The sequence below is a fragment of the Candidatus Annandia pinicola genome (genome assembly GCF_020541245.1).
In the GTDB taxonomy this organism is placed as follows: Bacteria; Pseudomonadota; Gammaproteobacteria; order Enterobacterales; family Enterobacteriaceae_A; genus Annandia; species Annandia pinicola.
The window spans coordinates 300,338-326,086 of sequence record NZ_CP045876.1 but is presented as its reverse complement, the minus strand read 5'-3'; the positions used below and the strand labels follow the sequence as shown (position 1 = coordinate 326,086).

The 25,749-nt window shown below is 18.2% G+C and carries 20 protein-coding genes and 2 tRNA genes; 10 read left to right on the top strand and 12 right to left on the bottom strand.

Annotated features, from left to right (window positions below; genetic code table 11):
* The first annotated feature begins 36 nt into the window (after window positions 1-36).
* The 3 genes from dapB to carB all read left to right on the top strand — a co-directional run bounded on the left by dapB (window position 37) and on the right by carB (window position 5,345).
* Window positions 37-837, top strand: a complete 801-nt coding sequence (gene dapB, locus GFK87_RS01690; protein ID WP_226799059.1) for a 4-hydroxy-tetrahydrodipicolinate reductase — start codon at window positions 37-39, stop codon at window positions 835-837.
* 111 nt (window positions 838-948) lie between these two features.
* A complete protein-coding gene (carA, locus tag GFK87_RS01685) occupies window positions 949-2,112 on the top strand; it encodes a glutamine-hydrolyzing carbamoyl-phosphate synthase small subunit (RefSeq protein ID WP_226799057.1) in 1,164 nt (387 codons plus the stop codon).
* 8 nt (window positions 2,113-2,120) lie between these two features.
* On the top strand, window positions 2,121-5,345 hold the full coding sequence (carB, locus tag GFK87_RS01680; protein ID WP_226799055.1) for a carbamoyl-phosphate synthase large subunit: 3,225 nt from the start codon (window positions 2,121-2,123) through the stop codon (window positions 5,343-5,345).
* Between the two features lie 233 nt (window positions 5,346-5,578).
* Here the strand turns inward: carB and rsmA are convergent, their stop codons facing one another.
* A complete protein-coding gene (gene rsmA / locus GFK87_RS01675) occupies window positions 5,579-6,406 on the bottom strand; it encodes a 16S rRNA (adenine(1518)-N(6)/adenine(1519)-N(6))-dimethyltransferase RsmA (RefSeq protein ID WP_226799053.1) in 828 nt (275 codons plus the stop codon).
* A gap of 135 nt (window positions 6,407-6,541) precedes the next feature.
* On the opposite strand from rsmA, the gene GFK87_RS01670 reads away from it, so the two are divergent.
* Complete coding sequence (locus GFK87_RS01670) at window positions 6,542-7,300, top strand: DedA family protein (protein WP_226799051.1); 759 nt, start codon at window positions 6,542-6,544, stop codon at window positions 7,298-7,300.
* On the opposite strand, the gene leuD is transcribed toward GFK87_RS01670, so the two are convergent.
* From leuD to GFK87_RS01645, 5 genes are all read right to left on the bottom strand, one after another.
* Window positions 7,297-7,905, bottom strand: a complete 609-nt coding sequence (gene leuD, locus GFK87_RS01665) for a 3-isopropylmalate dehydratase small subunit (RefSeq protein WP_226799049.1) — start codon at window positions 7,903-7,905, stop codon at window positions 7,297-7,299. The genes GFK87_RS01670 and leuD overlap by 4 nt on opposite strands.
* A gap of 20 nt (window positions 7,906-7,925) precedes the next feature.
* Window positions 7,926-9,329, bottom strand: a complete 1,404-nt coding sequence (leuC, locus tag GFK87_RS01660) for a 3-isopropylmalate dehydratase large subunit (protein ID WP_226799047.1) — start codon at window positions 9,327-9,329, stop codon at window positions 7,926-7,928.
* Window positions 9,298-10,428: a 3-isopropylmalate dehydrogenase gene (leuB, locus tag GFK87_RS01655; RefSeq protein WP_226799045.1), complete on the bottom strand. Its 1,131-nt coding sequence runs from the start codon at window positions 10,426-10,428 to the stop codon at window positions 9,298-9,300. Before leuB ends, leuC begins: the two co-directional genes overlap by 32 nt.
* Before the next feature lie 17 nt (window positions 10,429-10,445).
* The gene (gene leuA / locus GFK87_RS01650; RefSeq protein ID WP_226799043.1) at window positions 10,446-11,975 is read right to left on the bottom strand and encodes a 2-isopropylmalate synthase; all 1,530 of its coding nucleotides are present in this window, start codon (window positions 11,973-11,975) and stop codon (window positions 10,446-10,448) included.
* A 65-nt stretch (window positions 11,976-12,040) separates the two neighbouring features.
* Window positions 12,041-12,113 (bottom strand) — tRNA-Gly (locus GFK87_RS01645).
* A gap of 197 nt (window positions 12,114-12,310) precedes the next feature.
* Between GFK87_RS01645 and GFK87_RS01640 the strand changes: the two genes are divergently transcribed.
* Entirely contained in the window at window positions 12,311-15,151 is a 2,841-nt protein-coding gene (locus tag GFK87_RS01640; protein ID WP_226799041.1) for a mechanosensitive ion channel domain-containing protein, read from the top strand.
* A 3-nt stretch (window positions 15,152-15,154) separates the two neighbouring features.
* On the opposite strand, the gene GFK87_RS01795 is transcribed toward GFK87_RS01640, so the two are convergent.
* The 3 genes from GFK87_RS01795 to GFK87_RS01625 form a co-directional block, all read right to left on the bottom strand.
* Complete coding sequence (locus GFK87_RS01795; protein ID WP_408610806.1) at window positions 15,155-15,262, bottom strand: S1 domain-containing protein; 108 nt, start codon at window positions 15,260-15,262, stop codon at window positions 15,155-15,157.
* Between the two features lie 483 nt (window positions 15,263-15,745).
* On the bottom strand, window positions 15,746-17,395 hold the full coding sequence (groL, locus tag GFK87_RS01630; RefSeq protein WP_226799039.1) for a chaperonin GroEL: 1,650 nt from the start codon (window positions 17,393-17,395) through the stop codon (window positions 15,746-15,748).
* Window positions 17,396-17,445: 50 nt separating this feature from the next.
* Window positions 17,446-17,736 carry a co-chaperone GroES gene (locus tag GFK87_RS01625; RefSeq protein WP_226799037.1) on the bottom strand — a complete coding sequence of 97 codons (291 nt, stop codon included), beginning with the start codon at window positions 17,734-17,736 and terminating at the stop codon, window positions 17,446-17,448.
* 186 nt (window positions 17,737-17,922) lie between these two features.
* Between GFK87_RS01625 and GFK87_RS01620 the strand changes: the two genes are divergently transcribed.
* A tRNA-Phe gene (locus tag GFK87_RS01620) sits at window positions 17,923-17,995 on the top strand.
* 5 nt (window positions 17,996-18,000) lie between these two features.
* Here the strand turns inward: GFK87_RS01620 and gyrB are convergent.
* Both gyrB and dnaN read right to left on the bottom strand, forming a co-directional pair.
* On the bottom strand, window positions 18,001-20,418 hold the full coding sequence (gyrB, locus tag GFK87_RS01615; RefSeq protein WP_226799035.1) for a DNA topoisomerase (ATP-hydrolyzing) subunit B: 2,418 nt from the start codon (window positions 20,416-20,418) through the stop codon (window positions 18,001-18,003).
* Between the two features lie 92 nt (window positions 20,419-20,510).
* On the bottom strand, window positions 20,511-21,611 hold the full coding sequence (gene dnaN / locus GFK87_RS01610; RefSeq protein WP_226799033.1) for a DNA polymerase III subunit beta: 1,101 nt from the start codon (window positions 21,609-21,611) through the stop codon (window positions 20,511-20,513).
* Between the two features lie 124 nt (window positions 21,612-21,735).
* Between dnaN and rpmH the strand changes: the two genes are divergently transcribed.
* From rpmH to mnmE, 4 genes are all read left to right on the top strand, one after another.
* A complete protein-coding gene (gene rpmH, locus GFK87_RS01605) occupies window positions 21,736-21,879 on the top strand; it encodes a 50S ribosomal protein L34 (protein ID WP_226799031.1) in 144 nt (47 codons plus the stop codon).
* A 7-nt stretch (window positions 21,880-21,886) separates the two neighbouring features.
* A complete protein-coding gene (gene rnpA, locus GFK87_RS01600; RefSeq protein ID WP_226799029.1) occupies window positions 21,887-22,243 on the top strand; it encodes a ribonuclease P protein component in 357 nt (118 codons plus the stop codon).
* An 85-nt stretch (window positions 22,244-22,328) separates the two neighbouring features.
* Window positions 22,329-23,912, top strand: coding sequence for a membrane protein insertase YidC (yidC, locus tag GFK87_RS01595; RefSeq protein WP_226799027.1), 1,584 nt, complete (start codon window positions 22,329-22,331; stop codon window positions 23,910-23,912).
* Window position 23,913: 1 nt separating this feature from the next.
* Window positions 23,914-25,302 carry a tRNA uridine-5-carboxymethylaminomethyl(34) synthesis GTPase MnmE gene (mnmE, locus tag GFK87_RS01590; RefSeq protein ID WP_226799025.1) on the top strand — a complete coding sequence of 463 codons (1,389 nt, stop codon included), beginning with the start codon at window positions 23,914-23,916 and terminating at the stop codon, window positions 25,300-25,302.
* A gap of 7 nt (window positions 25,303-25,309) precedes the next feature.
* Here the strand turns inward: mnmE and GFK87_RS01585 are convergent, their stop codons facing one another.
* Complete coding sequence (locus GFK87_RS01585; protein WP_226799023.1) at window positions 25,310-25,735, bottom strand: F0F1 ATP synthase subunit epsilon; 426 nt, start codon at window positions 25,733-25,735, stop codon at window positions 25,310-25,312.
* Window positions 25,736-25,749: the final 14 nt, after the last annotated feature.

Below are 25,749 nucleotides of genomic sequence, written 5' to 3'. Positions count from 1 at the left end.
AATTTATATTATTTAATATATATAAGAGTTTAATAAATGAATCAAAAAATTCGTATAGCTATTTCTGGGGCATATGGTCGTATGGGAAAATCTATAATTAGTATTATTGATAAAATTAAAATTTTACAATTAACTGTATTATTAATAAATGAAAATAAAACATTATTTAATATTATTAATAAAAATAAATTAAATAATATAAAAATAAGTAAAAATTTTGAAAATATACATGATTTATTTGATATATTAATTGATTTTACTTGTCCTAAAAGTACTATGAAATATTTATCTTTATGTTATAAATATAAAAAAAAAATAATAATTGGTACAACTGGTTTTAATGAAATAGAAAAAGAAAAAATAAAAAAATATTCAAAAAAAATAGCAATTTTATTATCTTCAAATTTTAGTATTGGTATTAATTTAATATTAAATATATTAGAAAAAATAACTAAAATTATAGGTAATGAAAGTGATATTGAAATAATAGAATTTCATCATAAAAATAAAAAAGATTCACCATCAGGAACAGCATTAACTATAGGAGAAACTATTGCCAAAAGTATGAATTTAAGTTTAAATAAAATTGCAATATATAATAGAAATAAATTTAATGAAAAAAGAAAAAAAAATAGTATAGGATTTTCTACTATAAGAGCTGGAGATACTATAGGGGAACATACTGTAATATTTGCTAATAAAGGTGAACGTATAGAAATAACTCATAAAGCTTCTAGTAGAATTACTTTTGCAAAAGGTGCTTTAAAAGCATCTATATGGTTAAATAAAAAAAAAAATGGATTATTTTCTATGAAAAATGTTTTAAAAAAAATATAAATATTAATTTATAATTTTTTTATTTTAATAAAAAATATTTTTTTTCAAATTATTAAATTTTTTTTAAATTAATATTAAAAAAAAATACATTATAAATTATAAGGTATTTATATGTATAATTTAGCAATTTTATTATTAGAGACAGGTGAAAAATTTTATGGTAAATCTTTTGGGGCAACCGGATTAACTGTAGGTGAAATAGTTTTTAATACATCTATGACTGGGTATCAAGAAATAATATCTGATCCTTCTTATACAAATCAAATTATAACATTAACTTTTCCTCATATAGGAAATATAGGAACTAACGATAATGATAAAGAATCTTATAAAATTTACGCTTCTGGTTTAGTTATAAAAAAATTATCAATTTTAGATAGTAATTATAGAAGTAAAATTAATTTACATTTATACTTAAAAAAAAATAATATTGTATCTATTTCTGAAATAGATACTCGTATGTTAACTAATATTTTAAGAAACAAAGGATCTCAAAAATGTTGTATTATTTCTGGTAGAAAATTAAATTTAAATTTAGCAAAAACTAAAATAAAAAATTTTAAGGGTTTAAAAAATATAGATTTAGTAAAAAAAGTTACAGGTAAAATACCATATAAATGGTATTTAGGGACAATTAATATTATTTATAATAAATTAAATTTATATAAAAATATTTTTTTTAAATTAAATATAATAGTATATGATTATGGAATTAAAAATAGTATTATGAAAATGTTAATAGATCGTGACTGTAATTTAAAGGTTTTTCCTTCTTTTTTTAATATAAAAAAAATTTTAAAAAAAAAAATAAACGGTATATTATTATCTAATGGTCCTGGAGATCCTAATCCTTGTAATTATATTATTAAAAATATAAAAAAAATGTTAAAATATAATATACCAACTTTTGGTATTTGTTTAGGACATCAATTATTAGCTATGTCTTGTGGAGCTAAAATTATTAAAATGAAATTTGGTCATCATGGATCTAATCATCCAGTACAAAACTTAAATAAAAAAAAAATATTAATTACATCTCAGAATCATGGATTTATTGTAAATTTAAATAATATACCAAAAATATTAAAAATATCTTATATATCATTATTTGATAAAACAATACAAGGAATTAAACATAAAAAAAAATTAGCATTTGGATTTCAAGGACATCCAGAAGCAAACCCTGGAACTAATGATATATTTTTTTTATTTGATAGTTTTATTAATATTATGCTTAAATCATTGTACTATAAAATAAAAGTATTTAAGTTATAAGGTTAAAAATGCCAAGAAGAACAGATATAAAATCAATTCTTATTTTAGGAGCAGGACCAATTATTATAGGACAAGCATGTGAATTTGATTATTCTGGAACTCAAGCATGTAAAATTTTAAAAAAAGATGGTTATAGGATTATATTAGTTAATTCTAATCCAGCTACTATAATGACTGATCCTGAAGTAGCTGATGCTACTTATATAGAGCCAATACATTGGAAAATAATAGAAAAAATTATTATTAAAGAAAAACCAGATGCTCTGCTTCCTACTATGGGAGGACAAACTGCTTTAAACTGTGCTTTAATTTTAGAAAAAAAAAATATTTTAAGTAAATATAATGTTAAAATGATCGGTGTTAATGCAAAATCAATTAATAAAGCAGAAAATAGAAAAATATTTGATCAAATTATTAAAAAAATAGGTTTAAAAACACCTAAATCTGATATAGCTCATAATATTGAAGAAGCAAAAAAAATAGTTAAAAATATAGGATTACCATGTATTGTAAGACCATCTTTTACTATGGGAGGTAGTGGTGGAGGTATAGCTTATAATATTAAAGATTTTGAAAAAATATGTATACAAGGATTAAATTTATCTCCTAATAAAGAACTTTTAATTGATCAATCTCTTATTGGTTGGAAAGAATATGAAATGGAAGTTGTAAGAGATAATAATAATAATTGTATTATAGTATGTTCTATCGAAAATATAGATTCTATGGGTATTCATACAGGTGATTCTATTACAGTTGCTCCTGCTCAAACATTAACAGATAAAGAGTATCAAATTATGCGTAATGCATCAATTTCTATTTTAAAAGAAATAGGTATAGAAACAGGTGGATCTAATGTACAATTTGCTGTTAACCCTAAAAATGGAAATTTAATTGTTATTGAAATGAATCCTAGAGTTTCTAGGTCTTCAGCTTTAGCTTCTAAAGCAACAGGGTTTCCTATTGCAAAAATAGCTGCTAAATTAGCTGTAGGTTATACTTTAGATGAATTAAGAAACGAAATTACTGAAAATAAAACACCATCTTCTTTTGAACCATCTATAGATTATATAGTTACAAAAATTCCTAGATTTAATTTTGAAAAATTTTATGGTTCAGATAATAGATTAACAACACAAATGAAATCTGTTGGTGAAGTTATGGCCATAGGTAGAACATTTCAAGAATCTTTACAAAAAGCAATTCGTAGTTTAGAAATAGGAGTTTATGGTTTTAATTCTAAAATAAATTTATATAGTAAAAAAAAAACTTTAAATAAAATAAAATTTGAACTAAGAAATGTAGGATCAAATAGATTATGGTATATAGGTGATGCATTTAGATTGAATATTTCTTTAAATGAAGTATATAATTTAACTAAAATAGATAAATGGTTTTTATCACAAATTAAAGATATTATATTTACTGAAAAAGATATTATTTCAAAAAATATTAAAGATATTAATTATAAATTTTTAAAATATATTAAAAAAAAAGGTTTTTCAGATTTTAGAATAGCATATTTATTACAAGTTAAAGAAAAAATAATACGTAATTTACGTTATAAATATAATTTACATCCTGTTTATAAAAGAGTAGATACATGTGCTGCAGAATTTAAAACAAAAACATCATATATGTATTCTACTTATGAAAATGAATGTGAATCATTATCTGATAATAATAAAAAAAAAAAAATTATAGTTTTAGGAAGCGGACCTAATCGTATAGGACAAGGAATTGAATTTGATTATTGTTGTGTTCACTCAGTTTTAGCTTTACGTGAAAGTGGATTTGAAACGATTATGATTAATTGTAATCCAGAAACAGTATCTACTGATTATGATATTTCTGATAAATTATATTTTGAACCAATTACTTTAGAAGACATATTAGAAATTATTATTATTGAAAAACCTAAAGGTGTAATAATTCAATTTGGAGGACAAACTCCATTAAAATTATCAAATTATTTATATAAATTAAAAATTCCTATTTTAGGTACTAATCCTAAATATATAAACATTGCAGAAAATAGAGAATTTTTTAAAAAAATTATACTTAAATTAGGTCTTAAACAACCAAAAAATAGTACAGCAACATCTTTAATACAAGCTATAATAAAATCTAGAAATATTGGATATCCAATTGTTATAAGACCGTCTAATGTATTAGGAGGAAGAGCTATGAAAATAATATATAATTTATACGATTTAAAGCTTTATTTTAAAATGGCAAAAAGTAATTCTTATAATATGCCTGTTTTATTAGATAGATTTTTGAGTGATGCAGTAGAAGTTGATGTTGATTTAATATGTGATGGTAGAAATGTATTAATCTGTGGTATTATGGAGCATATAGAACAAGCAGGTATTCATTCTGGAGATTCAGCATGTTCTTTACCAGTTTATACTATTAGTAAAAAAATTCAGGATGAAATACGTTTACAATCTTCTAGAATAGCTATTGCTTTAAATGTAGTAGGTTTGATGAATATTCAATTTGCAGTTAAAAATAATAAAACATATATTATAGAAGTTAATCTTAGAGCATCTAGAACTGTACCTTTTTTATCTAAAGCTATTGGAGTTCCATTTGCTAAAGTTGCTACTAAAGTTATAGTTGGAAGAGACTTAATTAAACAAAAGATTTTTCATGAAGTTATACCACCCTATTTTTCTATTAAAGAAGTAGTTTTACCTTTTAATAAATTTATTGGTATACATCCAACTTTAGGTCCTGAAATGCGTTCTACTGGTGAAGTTATGGGTATAGATAGTAGATTTAATATTGCATTTTCTAAAGCTATGTTAGGTTCTCAATCATTAATAAAAAAAAATAATAGAGTTTTAATTTCAGTAAATAATCATGATAAAAAAATTATAGGAAATATAGCAAAAAAACTTATTTATTATGGTTTTAAATTAGATGCTACATATAATACTTATATGAATTTAAAAAAAATAGGTATAAAATGTAGAGTAATAAGTAAAAATAAAAAAAAATATCCTAATATTATTGATATGATAATTAGTAAAAAATATTGTTATATTATTAATACAAATAATAATATAAAGGGTAGTATTTCTGATTCTATATGTAAATTAGCTTTACAAAATAAAATACATTATGATACTACTTTAAATGGAAGTTTTGCTTCTATATTAACTTTAAAAAATAAATTTAAAGATTATAATGTTATATCTTTACAAGAATTACATAAAAATATATAAATTATATTAAATAATAAATATATTTAAATTTTTTTATAAATTATATTTTATTTATAATTTTTATATAATATTATTATTATATTTTAATATATTAATTTTAATATTATATATTAATTATAAATTATATTAAATAAATATTATAAATAAAATTATAATATTTATTTATTATATAAAAATAAAAAAAATAAAAATAAAAAAAAATAATTTTATAAATAATTTAATATTTTATTTTTTTATATTTTATATTTATTTTTATAAAATAATAAATTACTTAATTTGCAATATTTTTTTATAGAAATATTTTCTGCTCTTAAATTTGGGTTTATTTTTAAACTTAATAATTCTTTATTATTAAATATTAATTTTAAATTATTTTTTAAAATTTTTCTTCTATTATTAAATGATTTATTAGTAATATATTTTATTATATTAATATTTATTGTATTATAAGGTAAAATTTTATATGGTATTAATTTAATAAAAAAAGAATCAACTTTAGGTATTGGTATAAAATATTTTGGTAATATTTTTATTAATTTATAAATTTTACAATAATATTGTACTATTATACTTAATCTTCCGTATATTTTAGTATTAATTGAAGCTGTAATACGTTCTGCTAATTCTTTTTGTATTATAAAATACATATCTTTAATATTATTATTAAAATTTAATATTAAATTTAATATTATTTTAACAGAAACATTATAAGGTAAACTACCTAAAATTCTAAATAAATTTTGATTATTTTTTAAAAAAAAATTTTTTAAATTTAAATAAATAGCATTTTGTCTAAAAATTTTTATTTTAGAACCTATAATAGAATGTTTAATCAAAAAATTAATCATATCTTTATCAATTTCTACAGCATATATATTATTAATTTTATTAATAATATTTAAAGTTAATGAGCCTAATCCTGGTCCAATTTCTAATACTAAATCAAAATAATTTAAATTTATAAATTTAATAATTTTTTTTATAATTTTTTTATTAAATAAAAAATGTTGACCAAATTTTTTTTTAGCTAAAAATTTATATTTTTTTTTAATAATATACATAACAATATTTTATTTTATATTTTAATAAATATAAATTATTATAAAATTTTAATAATATTAATTAAACTTAAACTAAAATATTATAATTTATAAATTATAATATTATATAATTTATAAAAAAAAAATAAGTTAAATATGGAAAATTTAATTAATAATTTAGAATTAAGATCAAATTATTTTATATTAATTGCTGTTTTTATTGTTTCTTTTTTAGAATCATTAGCGTTAACTGGATTATTTTTACCTGGTACTATATTAATGATTACTTTAGGAACATTTATAGGAAACCATAAAATATCATTATATTCTTCTTGGTTTATAGGGATAATAGGTTGTTTATTAGGAGATTGGATATCGTATTTTATTGGTGTAAAATTAAAAAAAAAATCTATTGAAAAACTAAAATTTTTAAATGTATCAATAATAGAAAAAATTGAATATTATTTAAATAATTATAGTATAATAACTATATTTTTAGGTAAGTTTATAGGTCCAATAAGACCGTTAATACCTATTTTATCTGGAATATTAGGAGTTCCAATAAAAAAATTCTTTTATCCAGATTTATTAGGATGTATTTTATGGCCATTATTATATTTTATACCTGGTATAATAGCAAAAACTGTTTCAAATATACCAGATAAAGATAAAGGAAATTTTAAATTATTAATTTTTTCTTTCATATTATTATTGTGGTGTGAACTATATTTATTTTGGAAATTATTTAGTAATAGTAAAAATAATTGGTTTATTAAAAATTTATCAAAAAAAAATATTATAATATTAATACCAATATTTTTATTATTTATAATAATAAATATTATATTTTTAAATTTAAGTCCACAAACCATTGTTTTAAAAAATTTATTAATTCAAATATTTAAATTATTTTAAAACATATATTTAAATTTTTTAATTTCATAATTTTTTATATATTTTTCATATTTCATAGTTAAACTAATATTATCTAATTTATTAATTAAAATATAAAGTTTAGATTTACTAATATTAAAATTGTAAATTAAATTAGGTTTTTTTATAATTAATTTACAATTTTTTAAATTAACTTTAAATTTTATTTTAGGGTTATCATAAACTAAATTGAATAGATTATCAATAATTTTTTCTTCCAATTTAATTGGGATTATATGATTATTTAAAGCATTATTATAAAATATATCAGCAAATTTTGAAGAAATAATTACTTTAAAACCAAAATCTAATAAAGCCCATACAGCATGCTCACGAGAAGAACCACATCCAAAATTATTTCTAGTTAATAATATACTAGATTTTTGAAATTCATTTTTATTTAAAACAAAATTATAATTAATTTTATTAATATTATCATTTAGAAAACGCCAATTATAAAATAAATATTTACCAAAACCTTTTTTATGAACTCTTTGTAAAAATTGTTTAGGAATAATAGCATCTGTATCTACATTAGGTATATTTAAAGGTAATACTGTACCTACATGATTTAGTAATTTTTTCATATATATAACCATTTTAAATTTTAAAAAAAATCTCTTACATCAGAAAAATATCCTTTTATTGCTGATGCTGCTGCCATTAATGGACTTAATAAATGAGTTCTACTATCCCTACCTTGTCTTCCCTCAAAATTTCTATTACTTGTAGAAGCACATCTGTCTCCTGGATTAAGTTTATCATCATTCATAGCCAAACACATAGAACATCCTGGTAATCTCCATTCAAAACCTGAATTTATAAATATTTTATGTAAATTTTCTTTTTCAGCTTGAATTTTAACTGGATTAGATCCTGGTACAATAATAGCTTGTTTTATATTTTTAGATATTTTTTTACCATTAACAATATAAGCAATAGACCTTAAATCTTCTATTCTAGAATTAGTACATGATCCTATAAAAATTTTATCTATTTTAATTTTTTTTAAATTAACACCATGATTTAAATTCATATAATATAAAGCATTTTGAGCTGATATTTGTTCTTCAATATTATTATATAATTTAGGATTTGGTATATTTTGATCAATACCAATTACATGACCAGGATTAGTACCCCATGTAACTTGAGGTTTAATATTTGTTATATTAAATTTAAAAATTTTATCAAAATTACTATTTATATCTGATTTTAATTTTTTCCAATAATTTACTGCTTTTTCCCAATATTTTCCTTTAGGTGAAAACTTTTTATTTTTTAAGTATTTAAAAGTTATATTATCAGGAGCTATTAATCCAGATTTTGCCCCCATTTCAATAGACATATTGCACAAAGTCATTCTTCCTTCCATACTTAAATTTTTAATTACGGATCCACAAAATTCTATTATATATCCTGTTCCACCAGAATGACCAATTTTACCAATAATAAACAAAGCTATATCTTTAGCTGAAATATAAGGCTTTAATTCTCCAAATATTTCTATTTTCATATTTTTAAATTTACTTTGTTTTAAAGTTTGAGTGGCTAATACATGTTCTACTTCTGAAGTTCCTATTCCAAAAGATAAAGCACCAAATGCGCCATGAGTAGCAGTATGTGAGTCACCGCATACTATAGTATTACCAGGTAAAGTAATTCCTTGTTCTGGTCCTACAACATGCACGATTCCTTGTAAAGGATGATTTAAATCATATAATTTAATTTTAAAATCTTTACAATTTTTAATTAATGTTTTCATTTGAATACTTGCTAAATTTCCAGAAGCTTCTATATCTTTGGTTTTAGTAGAAACATTATGATCCATGGTAGCAAAAGTTTTAGATGGACAACGTACCTTACGATTATTTATTCTTAATCCATCAAAAGCTTGAGGAGAAGTTACTTCGTGTATTAAATGTTTATCAATATATAATATAGTTTCTTCATCAATATTTTTATATACTATATGATTATTATATATTTTTTCGTATAGTGTTTTGCTCATTAATATTATTTTCCTTAATTATAAAACAAGAAATTAAAGACCCAATTTCACTAGTACTAATAAAATCTTTACTATTTAATGTTAAATCTTTAGTTTTATATCCATATTTTAAAACTTTATTTATAGAATTATCTATTATATCAGATTCTTTTACTAAATTAAAACTATATTTTAATAACATTGAAAAAGATAATATTTGAGCTATAGGATTAGCTATATTTTTACCTGAAATATCTGGAGCAGAACCACCAGCTGGTTCATATATTCCAAATTTATTTTCATTTAAACTTGCAGAAGGTAACATACCTATAGAACCAGAAATCATAGCACATTCATCTGAAATTATATCTCCAAATAAATTAGAACACAATATAACATCAAATTGTGATGGATTTTTAATTAATTGCATAGTAATATTATCTATATACATATGATTTAATTCTACTTTAGGATATAGTTTAGATATATTGCAAACAGTTTTTCTCCATAATATAGAAGATTGTAAAACATTAGATTTATCAACCGAAGTAACTTTAAGTTTTCTTTCTAAAGCCTTTTTAAAAGCAACATGAGCAATTTTCTCAATTTCAAATTTATAGTATATTTCAGTATCAAAAGCATATTTTAATTTATTATAACCATTATATCCTTTAGGTTTTCCAAAATAAATTCCACTAATTAATTCTCTTACACATAAAATATCCAAACCTTTATTATAAATTTCTTTTTTTAAAGGACACAAATATTCTAATCCTAAATATAATTTTGATGGTCTTAAATTATTAAAAAGTTTAAAATATTTACGTAAAAATAATAACGATCCTATTTCTGGTTTTTTTTTTGATGGCAAATTATCCCATCTATTTCCTCCAACTGATCCTAATAAAATTGCATTAGATTTTAAACAACCTAATAAAGTATTTAAAGGTAACGGTATATTTATATCATCAATAGCTATTCCACCAATTTTATATTCTTTAGTAATTATATTTAATTTAAATATTTTATTTATTAAATATATAATTTTATATACTTGTTTCATAACTTCTGGACCAATACCATCACCTGGTAAAACAGCTATTTTATAATTACTAAACATTATTTTTTTATATCCTTTTATATTTTTTTTAATTTAGTTTTTACTTTATTTGACAACCAAATGTTATTTAAAGCATTAATTATAGATATAATTGAAGATTTTAAAATATCATAATCTATACCTATACCGTAAAATTTACGATTATTATAAATTAATGTAATACTGATTTTTTTTTTATTATTATTTTGAAATTTTAATTTATATTTTATTATTTTAATATTTAATAATGTTATTTTTTTTATAACTTTATATAAAGCATCAATTGGTCCATAACCAATTGATATATCAGATTTTAAATTTTTACCACACCATATTTTAATAAATGCTGTAGATTTAGTTTTTAAATTTGAAGTAATATTAAAATATTTTAAAGAAAAATAATTTAATATTTCATTTTTTTTTTTTAAAAAAGCTAAATGTTCTAAATTATAATCAAATACTTGACCATTTTTATCTGCAAATTTTAAAAATAAAGAATATAATTTATTTATATTATATTCATTACTTTTATAACCCATTTTTTTCATTCTATGTTTAACCGCTGCTCTTCCTGATCTTGATGTTAAGTTTAATTTTGATTTATTTAATCCAATAAATTTTGGAGTCATAATTTCATAATTTTCTCTATTTTTTAAAACCCCGTCTTGATGAATACCTGAAGAATGTGAAAAAGCATTAGAACCAACTATAGATTTATTCATAGGTATATTTATATTGCATATTTTACTTATAATTTTACTAGTATTATATATTTCTTTATGATTTATATTAGTAAATAAATTTAATATTTTTTTTCTAGTATGTATTGCCATAATAACTTCTTCTAAAGCACAATTTCCTGCTCTTTCGCCCAAACCATTAATTGTTCCTTCTACTTGTCTTGCCCCATATTGTATTGCAGAAATAGCATTACCTGTTGCCATTCCTAAATCATTATGAGTATGAACTGAAATAATAGCTTTATCAATATTAATTACACTATTCATAATTTTTTTTATAATATTACCGTATTCATTTGGTAATGTATATCCAACAGTATCAGGTATATTAATTGTGTTTGCTCCTGCTTTTATAACTGATTCTATTATATAACATAAATCATTAATTGGTGTTCTTCCACCATCTTCACAAGAAAACTCTATATCATCAGTATATTTTTTTGCATATTTAACCATATTTACAGCAAGACAAATTATATCTGATAATTTACTTTTTAATTTAGTTTTTATATGTATTGGTGAAGTAGCAATAAAAATATGTATTCTATAAAAATTAGAAAACTTTAAAGATTCATAAGCAGCATCAATATCTTTTTTTAAACATCTAGCTAAAGCACATATTCTACTTTTTTTTATATTTTTTGCTATAGTTTTTACTGATTCAAATTCTCCTGGAGAAGATATAGGAAATCCAACTTCAATAATATCAATACCCATACGTTCTAAAGAAAAAGCGATTTCTAATTTATTATTTACATTTAAACTTGATTGTAATGATTGTTCTCCATCTCTCAAAGTAGTATCAAAAATTATAACTTTATTATTCAATATATTTTATCCTTTAAATTTATATTAAATAATTTAAAATATATTAATAAAAAAAATAAAAAAAAAGCGGGAAACGAGACTCGAACTCGCAACCCCAACCTTGGCAAGGTTGTGCTCTACCAATTGAGCTATTCCCGCATATATTTTATTATATTATATTACAATAATTATTTTATATCAAGTATTTTATTATTGTTAAATATATCACTTTAATATTTTACTATTATTTATAATAATTATATTTTTTTAATAATTTTATTTATTAAAAATTTAAAAATTTAAAATAACAAATTATTATTAAAAAAATAATTTAAAAAAAATAAAAATTATATAAAATGATTGAAAAAAAAATAAATTTCATTATATATTTTCTTATATTTAATTTAATATTTAATTTTTTATTAAATATTAATATATTTAAATTTAATATTCATGATAAAATTATTAAAAATAAATTTATAAATATATGTAATATATATATTTATAATACAAAAAATAATATAAATAAAAAATACTTATTTAAAAATATTAAAAAAAAATATTATTATCTTAATAAAAAATTATTAAAAAAAATAGATTTAATAAAAAAAAAAAAAAATAAAAATTATCATTTTAAAATAAATTTAAATATAAAAAATAAAGAAAAAAAAATTAATATTTATAAAAGAGAAATATATACTGAATATTATAATAAAAAAATTGAATATAAAAATATAATAATCAATAGTAATTATTGTTCATTTAAAAAAAAAATATATTATAATAATAACAAGCTTATAAAAAAAATAATGCAACAATATTATTATAATATAAAAAATAATAAATATATTTATAATAATAATTTAATTATAAAAAAATTATATAAAATATTTCATAATATAATTAATTGTTTTAAATTTATAAATAGTTTTAATTTTTCTAAATTAAAAATTAAAGATAAAATATTAAAATTATTATATTTAAAATATATAATTAATAAAAATAATTTAATTATAAATAAAATAAAATTAGTAAAGTTAAATTATAAAAATAATTTTTATTATTTTAATAAAAATAATAAATTTAATAAAAATAAAATTTTAAATTATCAAATAAAAATAAAAAGAAAAAATATTAAATTATTATTAAAAAATTATAAATATTTAAATATTAATTTAGTAAAATTAAAATCACAATATATAAAATTAAATATATTATTACTTATAATAAAAGATTGTAACTATAGATATTTATTTTGGATATCAAATAAATCATATATTAATTATAATTATTTACTTTACATTTATAATTTTTTAATTATAACAATATTTTTATTAAAATACATATGTTTTTTTAATATTAATTTTATAATTAATATAATATTAATTATAATATTAATGATTTTTTATATAAATTTTATTTTAAAATTTGCTAAAAAAAATAATTATTTTTTTTTGAATAACATTTATTCATTATTTAAATATAATTTTTTATTATTATATAATATTATTTTTGTTATTTTTTTTTTATCTATAACATTAATTTTATTATGGGATTTTATTTATTATTTTGAAAATTTATATATTAAAGATAAATATAAAATTATTGTTATTACAATGCTAAAAATATTTTCTATAATGTTTTTAATAAAACAAATATGTTTTTATATATTAAATAAAAATAAAAAAATAATAAAAAAAATAAAAAAAATTATTTATAATTTTAAAAAAAAAAAATATCATTATTTATTTTTTTTAAGATTTATTGTTCCGTTTTTTATTTTACTTATATTAATATTTTTTTTAAAAAATTTTAATTTTATTAAAGATTTTAATAGATTTTTTTTAATTTTTATTTGTTTATATGTAAGTGTATTTATATTTAATTTAAAAAAAACTAACATACCTCTTTATTTAAATAAAAATATAAAAATAAATTTTATCATTAATCAAATCTTATGGAATTTATTGTTTTTTTTATCTTTATTATTTGTAATATTAATATTATATGGATATACATATGCTATAAAAGATTTATTAATAAAACTTTTATCATCATTATTGATTTGGTTTTTAAATTTAATAATATTTTTTATAATAAAAAAAATGATAATATTAAAATACTTTTATGCTATTAAATATGTTATAGATTCAAATAAAATTAAAGATATACATAGTATTATGGAAAATAAAAAAGATGTAAATAATAATAATAAATTATATAAAAAAAGTAATATTATTAATATAAAGAATACAAAAATTAAAATAATTAGATTAATTAAATTTACTTTAATTATTATTAGTTTAATTATGATTTATTTAATTTGGTTTAAGATATATATTATTTTAAATTTTATTGAAAATATAAAATTATTTTATATAATTAAAAATATAAAATTTATTGACTATAAAAATTTTAAATTTATTAAATTAAAATCAATATTATTAATAATATTAACATTATTAATTACATTTCAATTAGTTAGTAATATACCTATATTATTAGAACTTTTTATATTAAAATATTTAGATTTAATGCCAAATACAAAATATGCTATTATAAATTTAACTAAAAAATTTTTGTTTTTTTTTGGAATATTTATTATTGTTTCATTATTAAAAATAAAATTAAATAAATTAAAATGGTTATTTACTGCTTTAGGTTTAGGATTGGGTTTTGGTTTACAAGAAATATTTGCAAATTTTATATCTGGTTTAATAATATTATTTGAGAAACCAATAAGAATTAATGATACTGTTACAATTAAAAATTTTACTGGTAATATAAAAAGTATTAATACAAGAGCCACAACTATTATAGATTGTAATAGAAGAGAAGTTATTATACCAAATAAATCTTTTATAACTGAACAATTTATTAATTGGTCTCTATCGGATTCTATAACAAGAATTGTTTTAAATATTACGGCACCGATTAAAATTGATAGTAATAAAATAATCAAAATTTTAATAGATTCTTCTAAAAAATGTAATTATGTATTAAATAAACCTAATCCAGAAGCTTTTCTAGTAGATTTTAAACAAGGTATTCAAATTTTTGAAATGAGAATTTATACTTCTAAATTAAAAAATAGAAAATTATTAAAACATTCATTAAATATGTTAATTTTAAATTCTTTTAAAGATAATAATATTGATATACCTTTTTTATTTCTACAAATAAAAAATAATAAATAAAAATTATATAATATTTATAATTTTTTTATTTTTAATAAAAAAAACATATTTTATTGAACGAGCGTTTACTTTAATTATATCATTTTTTTTTATAAATAAATGAACTTTAATATTTAAATTGTTACCTAAAAATACATATTTAATATTATTTGATATAGAATATTTTTTTATCTTATAGTTTTAATAACTAATAAATTTATAAAATTAGAAATATTTATATCTATAGGAAAATTATTACACATAACAATATTACACTCTATTTTTAATTTTATCCAAAACTTTTATTTTTTATAATTTTTTTTTAAAATTTTAATATGTTCAAAATTATTTTTTTTATTATTTTTTTATTTAATAAATTAAGTAACTTTATACTAATAAATGATTTCCTTTAACAGGAAGGTTACAAACTTAATATTTTCAATATTATAAGGTTAATTTTTAATTATTATTTTTTTCTATTTTAAGTTTTTAATTGACATTTCCTATAAAATTTTTATAATCTTTAAAATTTTATTATTATCAATTCCCTTTTTACCTCATGATAAAAAGGGTAATTTTAAAAAAAAAAAATTAATATTTATTTTTTTTAAAAAATTACATCATATTATTCATACCACCAATTCCTCCTGATGGCCCGCTCATATTATTAATGTCAGATTTATCTTCTTTTGGTAAATCAGTTATCATACATTCTGTAGTTACCATTAAACCAGCAACAGAAGCTGCATATTGTAAAGCAGATCTAGTTACTTTAGTTGGATCAAGTATACCAAATTTAATCATATTACCATATTCTGCAGTAGCTGCATTATAACCATAATTACCTTTACCACCTTTTACAGCATTAGCTACAACAGAAGGTTCTTCTCCTGCATTAGCTACTATTTGACGAAGAGGAGCTTCCATAGCTTTTATTGCTATGCGAATACCTACATTTTGATCTTCATTATCACCAGACATATTAATTATTCTAGAAGCAACACGTATTAACGCAACACCACCACCAGCTACTACTCCTTCTTCTACAGCAGCTCTGGTAGCATGTAAAGCATCTTCTACTCTTGCTTTTTTTTCTTTCATTTCTACTTCTGTTGCTGCTCCTACTTTTAAAACAGCTACTCCACCAGCAAGTTTTGCTACTCTTTCTTGAAGTTTTTCTTTATCATAATCAGAAGTAGCATTTTTTATTTGTTGATAAATTTGTTTTACACGATTTTTTATTGCACTATCCTTTCCTAAACCATCAATTATAGTAGTATTATCTTTATTTATAACAATTTTTTTTGATTGTCCTAAAGACTCTATATTTATTTTATCTAATTCTAATCCAATTTCTTCTGATATAACAGTACCTCCTGTTAAAATAGCTATATCTTGTAACATAGATTTACGTCTATCGCCAAATCCAGGTGCTTTAACAGCAGCAACTTTAACAATCCCTCTCATAGTATTAACTACTAAAGTAGCTAATGCTTCACCTTCTATATCTTCTGCTATTATTAACATAGGTTTATTAGATTTAGCAACTCGTTCTAATATAGATAATAGTTCACGTATACTAGATATTTTTTTATCTACCAATAAAATATAAGGATGATCTAATTCTACAGTTCCATTTTCTTGTTTATTTATAAAATAAGGAGATAAATATCCTCTATCAAATTGCATTCCTTCTACTACATCTAATTCATCTTCTAAACCAGTACCTTCTTCAACTGTAATAACTCCTTCTTTTCCAACTTTACTCATTGCTTGTGATATTAATTTTCCAACATTTTCATCAGCATTAGCTGATATAGTACCTACTTGTGTAATAGATTTAGAATTTTCACAAGGTACTGAAATTAATTTTAATTCTTTTACAGCTGATATTACAGCTTTATCTATACCTCTTTTTAAATCCATAGGATTCATACCTGCAGCAACTGCTTTTAAACCTTCATTTACAATAGATTGTGCTAATAAAGTTGCTGTTGTAGTACCATCACCAGCAGCATCATTTGCTTTAGATGCAACTTCTTTTACCATTTGAGCACCCATATTTTCAAATTTATCTTCTAATTCTATTTCTCTTGCTACAGTTACACCATCTTTAGTAATAATAGGAGCTCCAAAAGATTTATCCAATACAGCATTACGTCCTTTTGGGCCTAAAGTAACCTTAACTGCGTCAGCTAATAAATTAACACCTCTTAACATTTTTGATCTAGCATCATTACCAAATTTAATTTCTTTAGACGTCATTTTTATTATTTCCTTAGTAAAATAATTGTTTTTACTTTATAAATTTAATTTTATTCTATAATTGCTAATACATCATTTTCAGAAATAATTAAAATTTCTTCATTATCAATTTTTTCTATTTTAGAATTATATCCTTCATTAAATATAACAATATCGTTAACTTTTATATCTAAAGGTCTTATTTTACCATTTTCTAATATTCTTCCTTTACCTACAGCTATAACTTTACCTCTATTAGATTTACCAGCTGCAGATCCAGTTAATAAAATACCCCCTGATGAAGAAGATTCAACTTTTTGTTTTTTTAATATAATTTTATCATGTAATGGACGAATTTTCATTTTTATTCCTTTTTTTTAATTGTTGTTTCTTAATTTTTTAGCTATTAATATATATTATGAAAAAAATATAGTCAAATTTAAATTCTATTTATTAGTTAGTTTTTACTATAAAATTTATGAAAATAAAAAAAAATCTTGACCTTTAATTAAATTTAATATTTAATATATATATAGTTATATAAATTTGCCCGAATAGCTCAGTCGGTAGAGCAGGGGACTGAAAATCCCCGTGTCGGTGGTTCAATTCCACCTTCGGGCATAAAATTAAATATCAATATTAGATGCTAAAAAATAATTTTTTTTTATAAATTTTTTTCTAGTTTTTACAGAATCACCCATAAGTTTTTTAAATAGTTTATTAGCTTTTTTTGTATTTTTAATTGTTACCCTTAACATTTTTCTTGTTTTAGGGTTCATAGTTGTATTCCACAATTGTTTAGGATTCATTTCTCCTAAACCTTTATATCTTTGTATAGAAAATTTACTTTTTGATTTTTTTAAAATCCATTTTATAACATCTTTTATATTGCTAAATATTTTATTTTTATTATTAATTTTTACAATAATTATTTTAATGTTATTAATTTTATATATATTATTATTTAATAAACATATATTATTATAATTTTTACTTAATAAAAATTTATAATTAAATTTATAATATTTATTATAATTATTATATTTTATACATAAAATTGGTTCAAATATATTTAGATTTATATTTTTTTTTATACTTAATGTATACTTTTCATTTTCAATTAAATTTAAATTTTCTTTAAGATTTAAAATCCAATTTTTAATATCATCTATTTTTTTTAGATTATTTAAGTTAATTTTTTGTCTTAAACTAATTAAAATATTTTTAGGATATAAATATTTTAAATTTTTTATAATATAATTTAATTTATTATAATTTAAAATTATTTTTTTAAACTCATTTCCGTTTATATTATATATAGTTTTTCTATTATTTATAATTTTAATAATAATATTTTTTAGTGAAAAAGATAATTGATAATCGTACATAGATCTATTATCTTGAATATATTGTTTTTTTTTCCCTTTCATAATTTTATATAATGGAGGTTGTGCTATATATACATATCCTAATTTTATTATTTCTGGTATTTGACGATAAAAAAAAGTTAGTAATAAAGTACGAATATGAGATCCATCTACATCAGCATCAGTCATTATTATAATACGATGATATCTCAATCTTTCAATATTATAATTATTTTTTCCAATACCACATCCTAAAGAATTTATTATAGTTAGTATTTCACTAGAATGTAGTACTTTTTCAAAATTTACTTTTTCTACATTTAAAATTTTTCCTTTTAAAGGTAAAATAGCTTGATTTTTTCTATTTCTACCTTGTTTTGCAGATCCACCAGCAGAATCACCTTCAACTAAATATATTTCTGATAAAGATGGATCTTTTTCTTGACAATCAGCTAATTTAAAAGGTAAATCCATAATATCTAAATTATTTTTTTTTTTTGAAAGTTCTTTAATTTTTTTTGAATTTTCTCTTAATTTAGCAGCTTCTATAATTTTATTTACAATGTTTTTTGCATCATTAGAATTTTCTAATAAATATTCCATAAAATATTCATTTATTTGTGATTCTACTATATGTCTTACTTCAGAAGAAACTAATTTTTCTTTAGTTTGAGATGAAAATTTAGGATTTAATAATTTTATTGAAATTATTGCTACTAATCCCTCTTTAATATCATCACCTATAACATGTATTTTATTTTTTTTTTTATATAAATCTTCTTTTTCTATATACAAATTTATAGTTCTAGTAAGAGAAGAACGAAAGCCTGATAGATGAGCTCCTCCTTCAGTTTGAGGAATATTATTAGTAAAACAATGTATTTGTTCTTTAAAACTATTATTCCATTGCATAGCAATTTCTACTGTAATATTATTTTTTTTAGAACAAAAATAAAATATTTTTTTATTTATTATATTATTATGATTATTTAAATATTCAATAAAATCTTTTATCCCTCCATTATTATAATAACTATTTTTTGAATTATTTTTATTATTATATAATATTATACAAATACTACTATTTAAAAATGATAATTCTAATAAACGTTTAAATAAAATATTATGTTTAAATATAATATTATTATTAAATATTTTTTTATTAGGCCAAAATCTAATATAAGTTCCTTGTTTTTCAGTTTTATTGATAAAAACTAATGGTGTTTTAGGAATTCCATTATAATATATTTGTTTATAAACTTTATTATTATTATAAATTATTAATTTTAATTTTTCTGATAAAGCGTTTACTACAGAAATACCTACACCATGTAATCCACCTGAAATTTTATAAGAATTATTATCAAATTTAGCTCCAGAATGTAATATTGTCATAATAACTTCTACTGCATTAATACCTTCTTCTTTATGAATATCAACTGGAATACCACGACCATTATCATATACAGAAACAGAATTATCTATATGAATTGTTATTAAAATTTTATTACAATATCCAGCTAAAGATTCATCTATAGCATTATCAATGATTTCAAATATCATACGATGTAAACCAGTACTATCATCAGTATCACCTATATACATTCCTGGACGTTTTCTTACTGCATCTAAACCTTTTAAAATTTTAATATTTGAAGAGTTATATTTTTTATACAAATTAATATCCATTATTAATATTATTAATATAATTTTTTTATAAATATAAATTATATTAATAGATTTTTTTAAAATAAATATATTTTTTTAATTTATAATTTAATTGGCATTACAATATAAGAATTATAAGGATTATCTTTATTTTCTATTTTAATACTAGAAATATCATCATTTAATAAAAAATTAACAAAACCACATTTAAAAAAATTTAATATATCTATTATATATTTTGCATTAAAAGCTATTTTAAAATTATTACCAAAATAATTTATTTTAATTTTTTCCTTTGCTATTTCTTCTATTTCGTTTTTAGATATAATAATAGCATAGTTTTTTTTTATATTCATATAAATGATATTATTTTTATTAGAAATAATAGAAACCCTTTTAATAGCTGTTTTTAATATATTATTATTAAATTCAATAAAATAATTATATTTTTTATTAAATATAGTATTATATGAAGGAAAACTACCATTTATTAATTTTGTAGTAAATAATGTTTTTTTAAATTTAAATGATATACTATTAATATTAATTTTAATATTAATAATACTATTTTTTTTTTTTTTTAATAATTTTATTAATTCTATTATGCTTTTTCTAGGAATAATTATAGAAAAATCTGGTATTTTATTTAAATTTTTATAATTACATAAAGATATTCTATATCCATCTGTAGTTACTGTATGCATAATATTTTTTTTAGACTTAATTAACATCCCATTAATATAATATCTAGCATCTTTTATACCCATAGAAAATTGAGTTGACTCAATTAATTTTATTAAAGTAAAATTTAATAAATTAAATTTTAATAAAAATTTATTATTAACAAAATTAGGAAATAAATTTGAAGGTAATACAGATAAAACAAAACTAATATAATTATTTTTTATTGTCATTCTATTATTTGTTAAACTAATTTCCATTATATCATTATAAGAAAAATTTCGACAAATCTCTAAAAATTTTTTAGCAGATACACTTATTTCCCCTTCCTTAATTATTTTACATAATTTTATTTTTGTTGAAATTTCAATTTCTAAATTATGAGAAATTAAAAATAATATATTTTTTTTTAATTTTATTAAAATGTTATTTAATATAGGCAAATTAGATTTATTTATACATATATTAGTAATTTTTTGTAATGGTTCTAATAAATTTTCACGCATTATAACAAATTTCATATTTTAATATACATTATTAAAAAAAATTAAAATTATGTATTTATAAATTTTAATTTTTAAATAAATTATTTATAATTATTTTAACATTTTATTTATAAATTAACATAAAAGGAAAAATTAAATTATGAAACGTACATTTCAACCTTCAATAATTAAAAAAATACGTTTACATGGATTTCGTTCTAGAATGTCAACTAAAAAAGGTAGAGCTATAATATCAAGACGTAGAAATAAAGGTAGAATTCATTTAACAGTTTCTTCTAGGTAAAATATTTATGTATAAATTCAAAAAAAAACAAAAAATAAATAAATTTAAAGATTTTAAAAATAATTTTAAAAAAATATATTTTTTTTATTCATCATGTATATTATTATATACAAAAAATAATAAATTTAATTATTCTAGGTTAGGTATTATAATTTCAAAAAAAAATGTTAAATATTCTCATGATAGAAATAAAATAAAAAGGTATGTAAAAGAAAGTTTTAGATTAAATCAAAATATTTGTAAAAAAAAAGATTATATTGTTATAATAAGAAAATGTATAACTAAGTTTTCTAATAATATTATATTTAATAATTTAAATAAATTATGGAAAAAAAATAAAAAAAAAAAAAATAAAATAAATTAAATATTTTATTTTTTTTAAATTAATATATTAAATATGTAAATAATTTTAAAAATAATATTAATATAATAACAAAAAGAGAAAAATTATGTTAAAAAAACATAAATTTATATTTTTTTTTATTTTCATTTTTATATATTTTTTTATATCAAGTATTTCTTTTTATTCTAATTTTTATAAAAATCATAATGGAATACTTATATTAGAAAATTATAATAATATATTAAAAAAAAATAAAATAAAAATTCAAACAAATGTAATATCTGCTAAAATAAATATTAATAAAGGTTTTATTGAAAATATAAAATTATTAAAATATAAAGATAAAAAAACATCTAAATTATTAACTTTAATAAAAAATAAATCTGATTTTATATGTAATTTTAATGATGGATTAATTAAAAATAATAAAATATTTAAAGATATAAATTATTATAATAAATATTATTTACCTAAATTTATTAAACTTAAAGAAAAACAAAATAAAATAATAATAAGTATATATAGTAAAAATATAAATAATTTAATTTTAAAAAAAAGCTTTATATTTTATTTTAATAAATATAAAATAGATTTAAAATATAATATTTTAAATTTTTCAAAAAAACCAGTAAAAATATCATTATTTAATAATTTAAAACAAAATATAAACATAGAAAATAATTTAAAAAAAGATAATAATTATTATAAAAAAAATTTAATAGTAGCTTTTAGTACATCAAAAGAAAAATATAAAGAATATGATTTTAAAGAAATAAAAAATAATATAAAAATAAAAGAAATTACAGAAAATGGATGGATTGCTATATTACAAAAATATTTTTTAACTGTAATAATACCTCATAATTATAATAATTTAATTTATATAAATAGTATAAAAAATAAAATTATTAATTTAGGATATTATACAAAACCATGTTTAATATATAAAAACAATTATAAAACATTTGAAACAACTTTGTTATTAAGTCCTAAAATTAAAAATTATATAAATGAATATCCATATTTATATTTAACAATAAATTATGGGTTATTTTGGTTTATTTCAAAACCATTGTTTATATTATTAAATTTTATTAATTTTATTGTTAATAATTGGGGTTTATCAATTATTATAATTACATTATTATTACGTTATATTATGTATCCTGTTACAAAAATTCAGTATATTTATATGATAAAAATGGGTTTTTTACAACCTGAAATTAATTTAATATATAAAAATTTTTCTTATGATAAAAATTTATTAAGAGATAAAATTATTAATTTATATAGAAGAGAAAAAATAAATCCACTTAGTAGTTTTTTACCATTAATAATTCAAACACCAGTTTTTTTATCTTTATATTACATGATAACAAATTCTGCTGAATTAAATAATGCTCCTTTTATATTTTGGATTAAAGATTTATCTTCTCAAGACCCTTATTATGTATTACCTATATTAATGGGTATTACTATATCAATAATTCAAAAAATGTCATCATCTTATATTTATGATTATAAACAAAAAAAAATATTAAATATTATACCTATAATATTTACAATATTTTTCTTATGGTTACCATCAGGATTAGTTATATATTATATAGTAAGTAATATATTTACAATATTACAACAAAACTTTATATATAATAATATAGTAGAAAAAAGAAAAAAAAATATAATATAAAATGAAAAATATAATAAATAAAAATTTTAATAATTTAGATACTATTATAGCACAAGTTACACCATATGGTAATAGTGGTGTTGGTATTATTAGAATATCTGGTAAAAAAACTGAATATATTTCAAATAAAATTTTAAATAAAATAATAAAACCCCGTATAGCAAATTATTTAATTTTTAGAGATCATAAAAATAATATTTTAGATAAAGGTATAGCTATTTTTTTTAAAAAACCTTATTCTTTTACTGGCGAAGATATATTAGAATTACATTGTCATGGAAACCCAATTTCTTTAATATCATTGATGAATTATATTATTAATAAATTTAATATTCGTTTTGCTAAACCTGGAGAATTTTCATATAGAGCTTTTTTAAATAATAAAATAGATTTAATACAAGCTGAATCTATAATGGATTTAATAAATTCTAATTCAAAATTTGCAGTAAAATCTTCTATAAATTCTTTAAATGGTAACTTATCATTATGTATTAATAATATTATTAAAGAAATAATAAAAACAAGAATATATATAGAAACTATTATAAATTTTTCAGAATATGAGACTGAAGTTATTCCAATATTTAAAATTTCAAATAAATTAAATAAAATTATCAAAATTATAAAAAATATATGTTATGAATCAAAATTAGGTAAATTAAAACAACATGGTATTAAAATAGTTATTTTAGGAAAACCAAATTCTGGAAAATCTACTATATTTAATTTAATTACAAAAAAAAATATATCTATTGTAACTAATATTCCAGGAACAACAAGAGATATAATAAGAAAAAATATATATATTAATGGAATACCAATACAAATAATAGATACTGCTGGCTTAAGAAAATCTTATGATATTATAGAAAAAATAGGTATAGAAAAAACTAAAAAAGAAATAAATAATGCAGATCATTTATTATTAGTTATTGATAGTAATATTTCAAAAAATTACAAAATAAAAGAATTATTTTTTAATGTATATAATAAAATTGATAAAAATAAAATAACTATAATAGAAAATAAAATAGATATTAAAAAAAAAAAAGCAGACATTATAAAAAATAAAAAAGGATATAATATTATTAAAATGTCTGCTTTAACTGGTTTAGGAAAAAATATATTATTTAATCATTTAACAAAAATTTCATATTTTAATAAAGATTTATCTACAATATTTATAAATAATAAACGTCATATTAAAATATTAAAAAAAACATTAGAATATATAAAACAAAGTAAATATTTATTAGATACAGGAAATTATATTGATATTATTGCTAATAAGTTAAATTTAGCACAAAAAGAAATTAGTAAAATAACAGGAAATTTTACAACAAAAGATCTTTTAAAAAATATATTTTCTAAATTTTGTATTGGTAAATAATAAAATATTATAAACTTTTATTTTTTATTAGTTTTATTATATTTAATTTAGCCATTTCTTTAGATAATTTAACTATATTTTTAATATAATTTATATCTCCAATTGGAAATTTACTAATATTTTTTTCAGCTCTTTTTTTAGATTCTAATACTAATTTTTCATCTATATCATTTCCTCTAATAGCTTCATCTGCAAGAACAGTTACAATTTTAGGTTGTATTTCTAAAATACCTCCAGAAACATAAATGTATTCATTTTTTTTTGATTTATTTTTAAATATTGAAATTTTACCAGGTTTAATAGTTGTTAAAAGAGCCATATGACCATAAAATATTCCTAACTCACCTTCAATACCATTTATCGTCATTTTATAAATATGATCTTTAAAAATTTTTTTTTTTGCACTTACTACATTTAATAAATATAATTTCATTTTTAAATAATCTC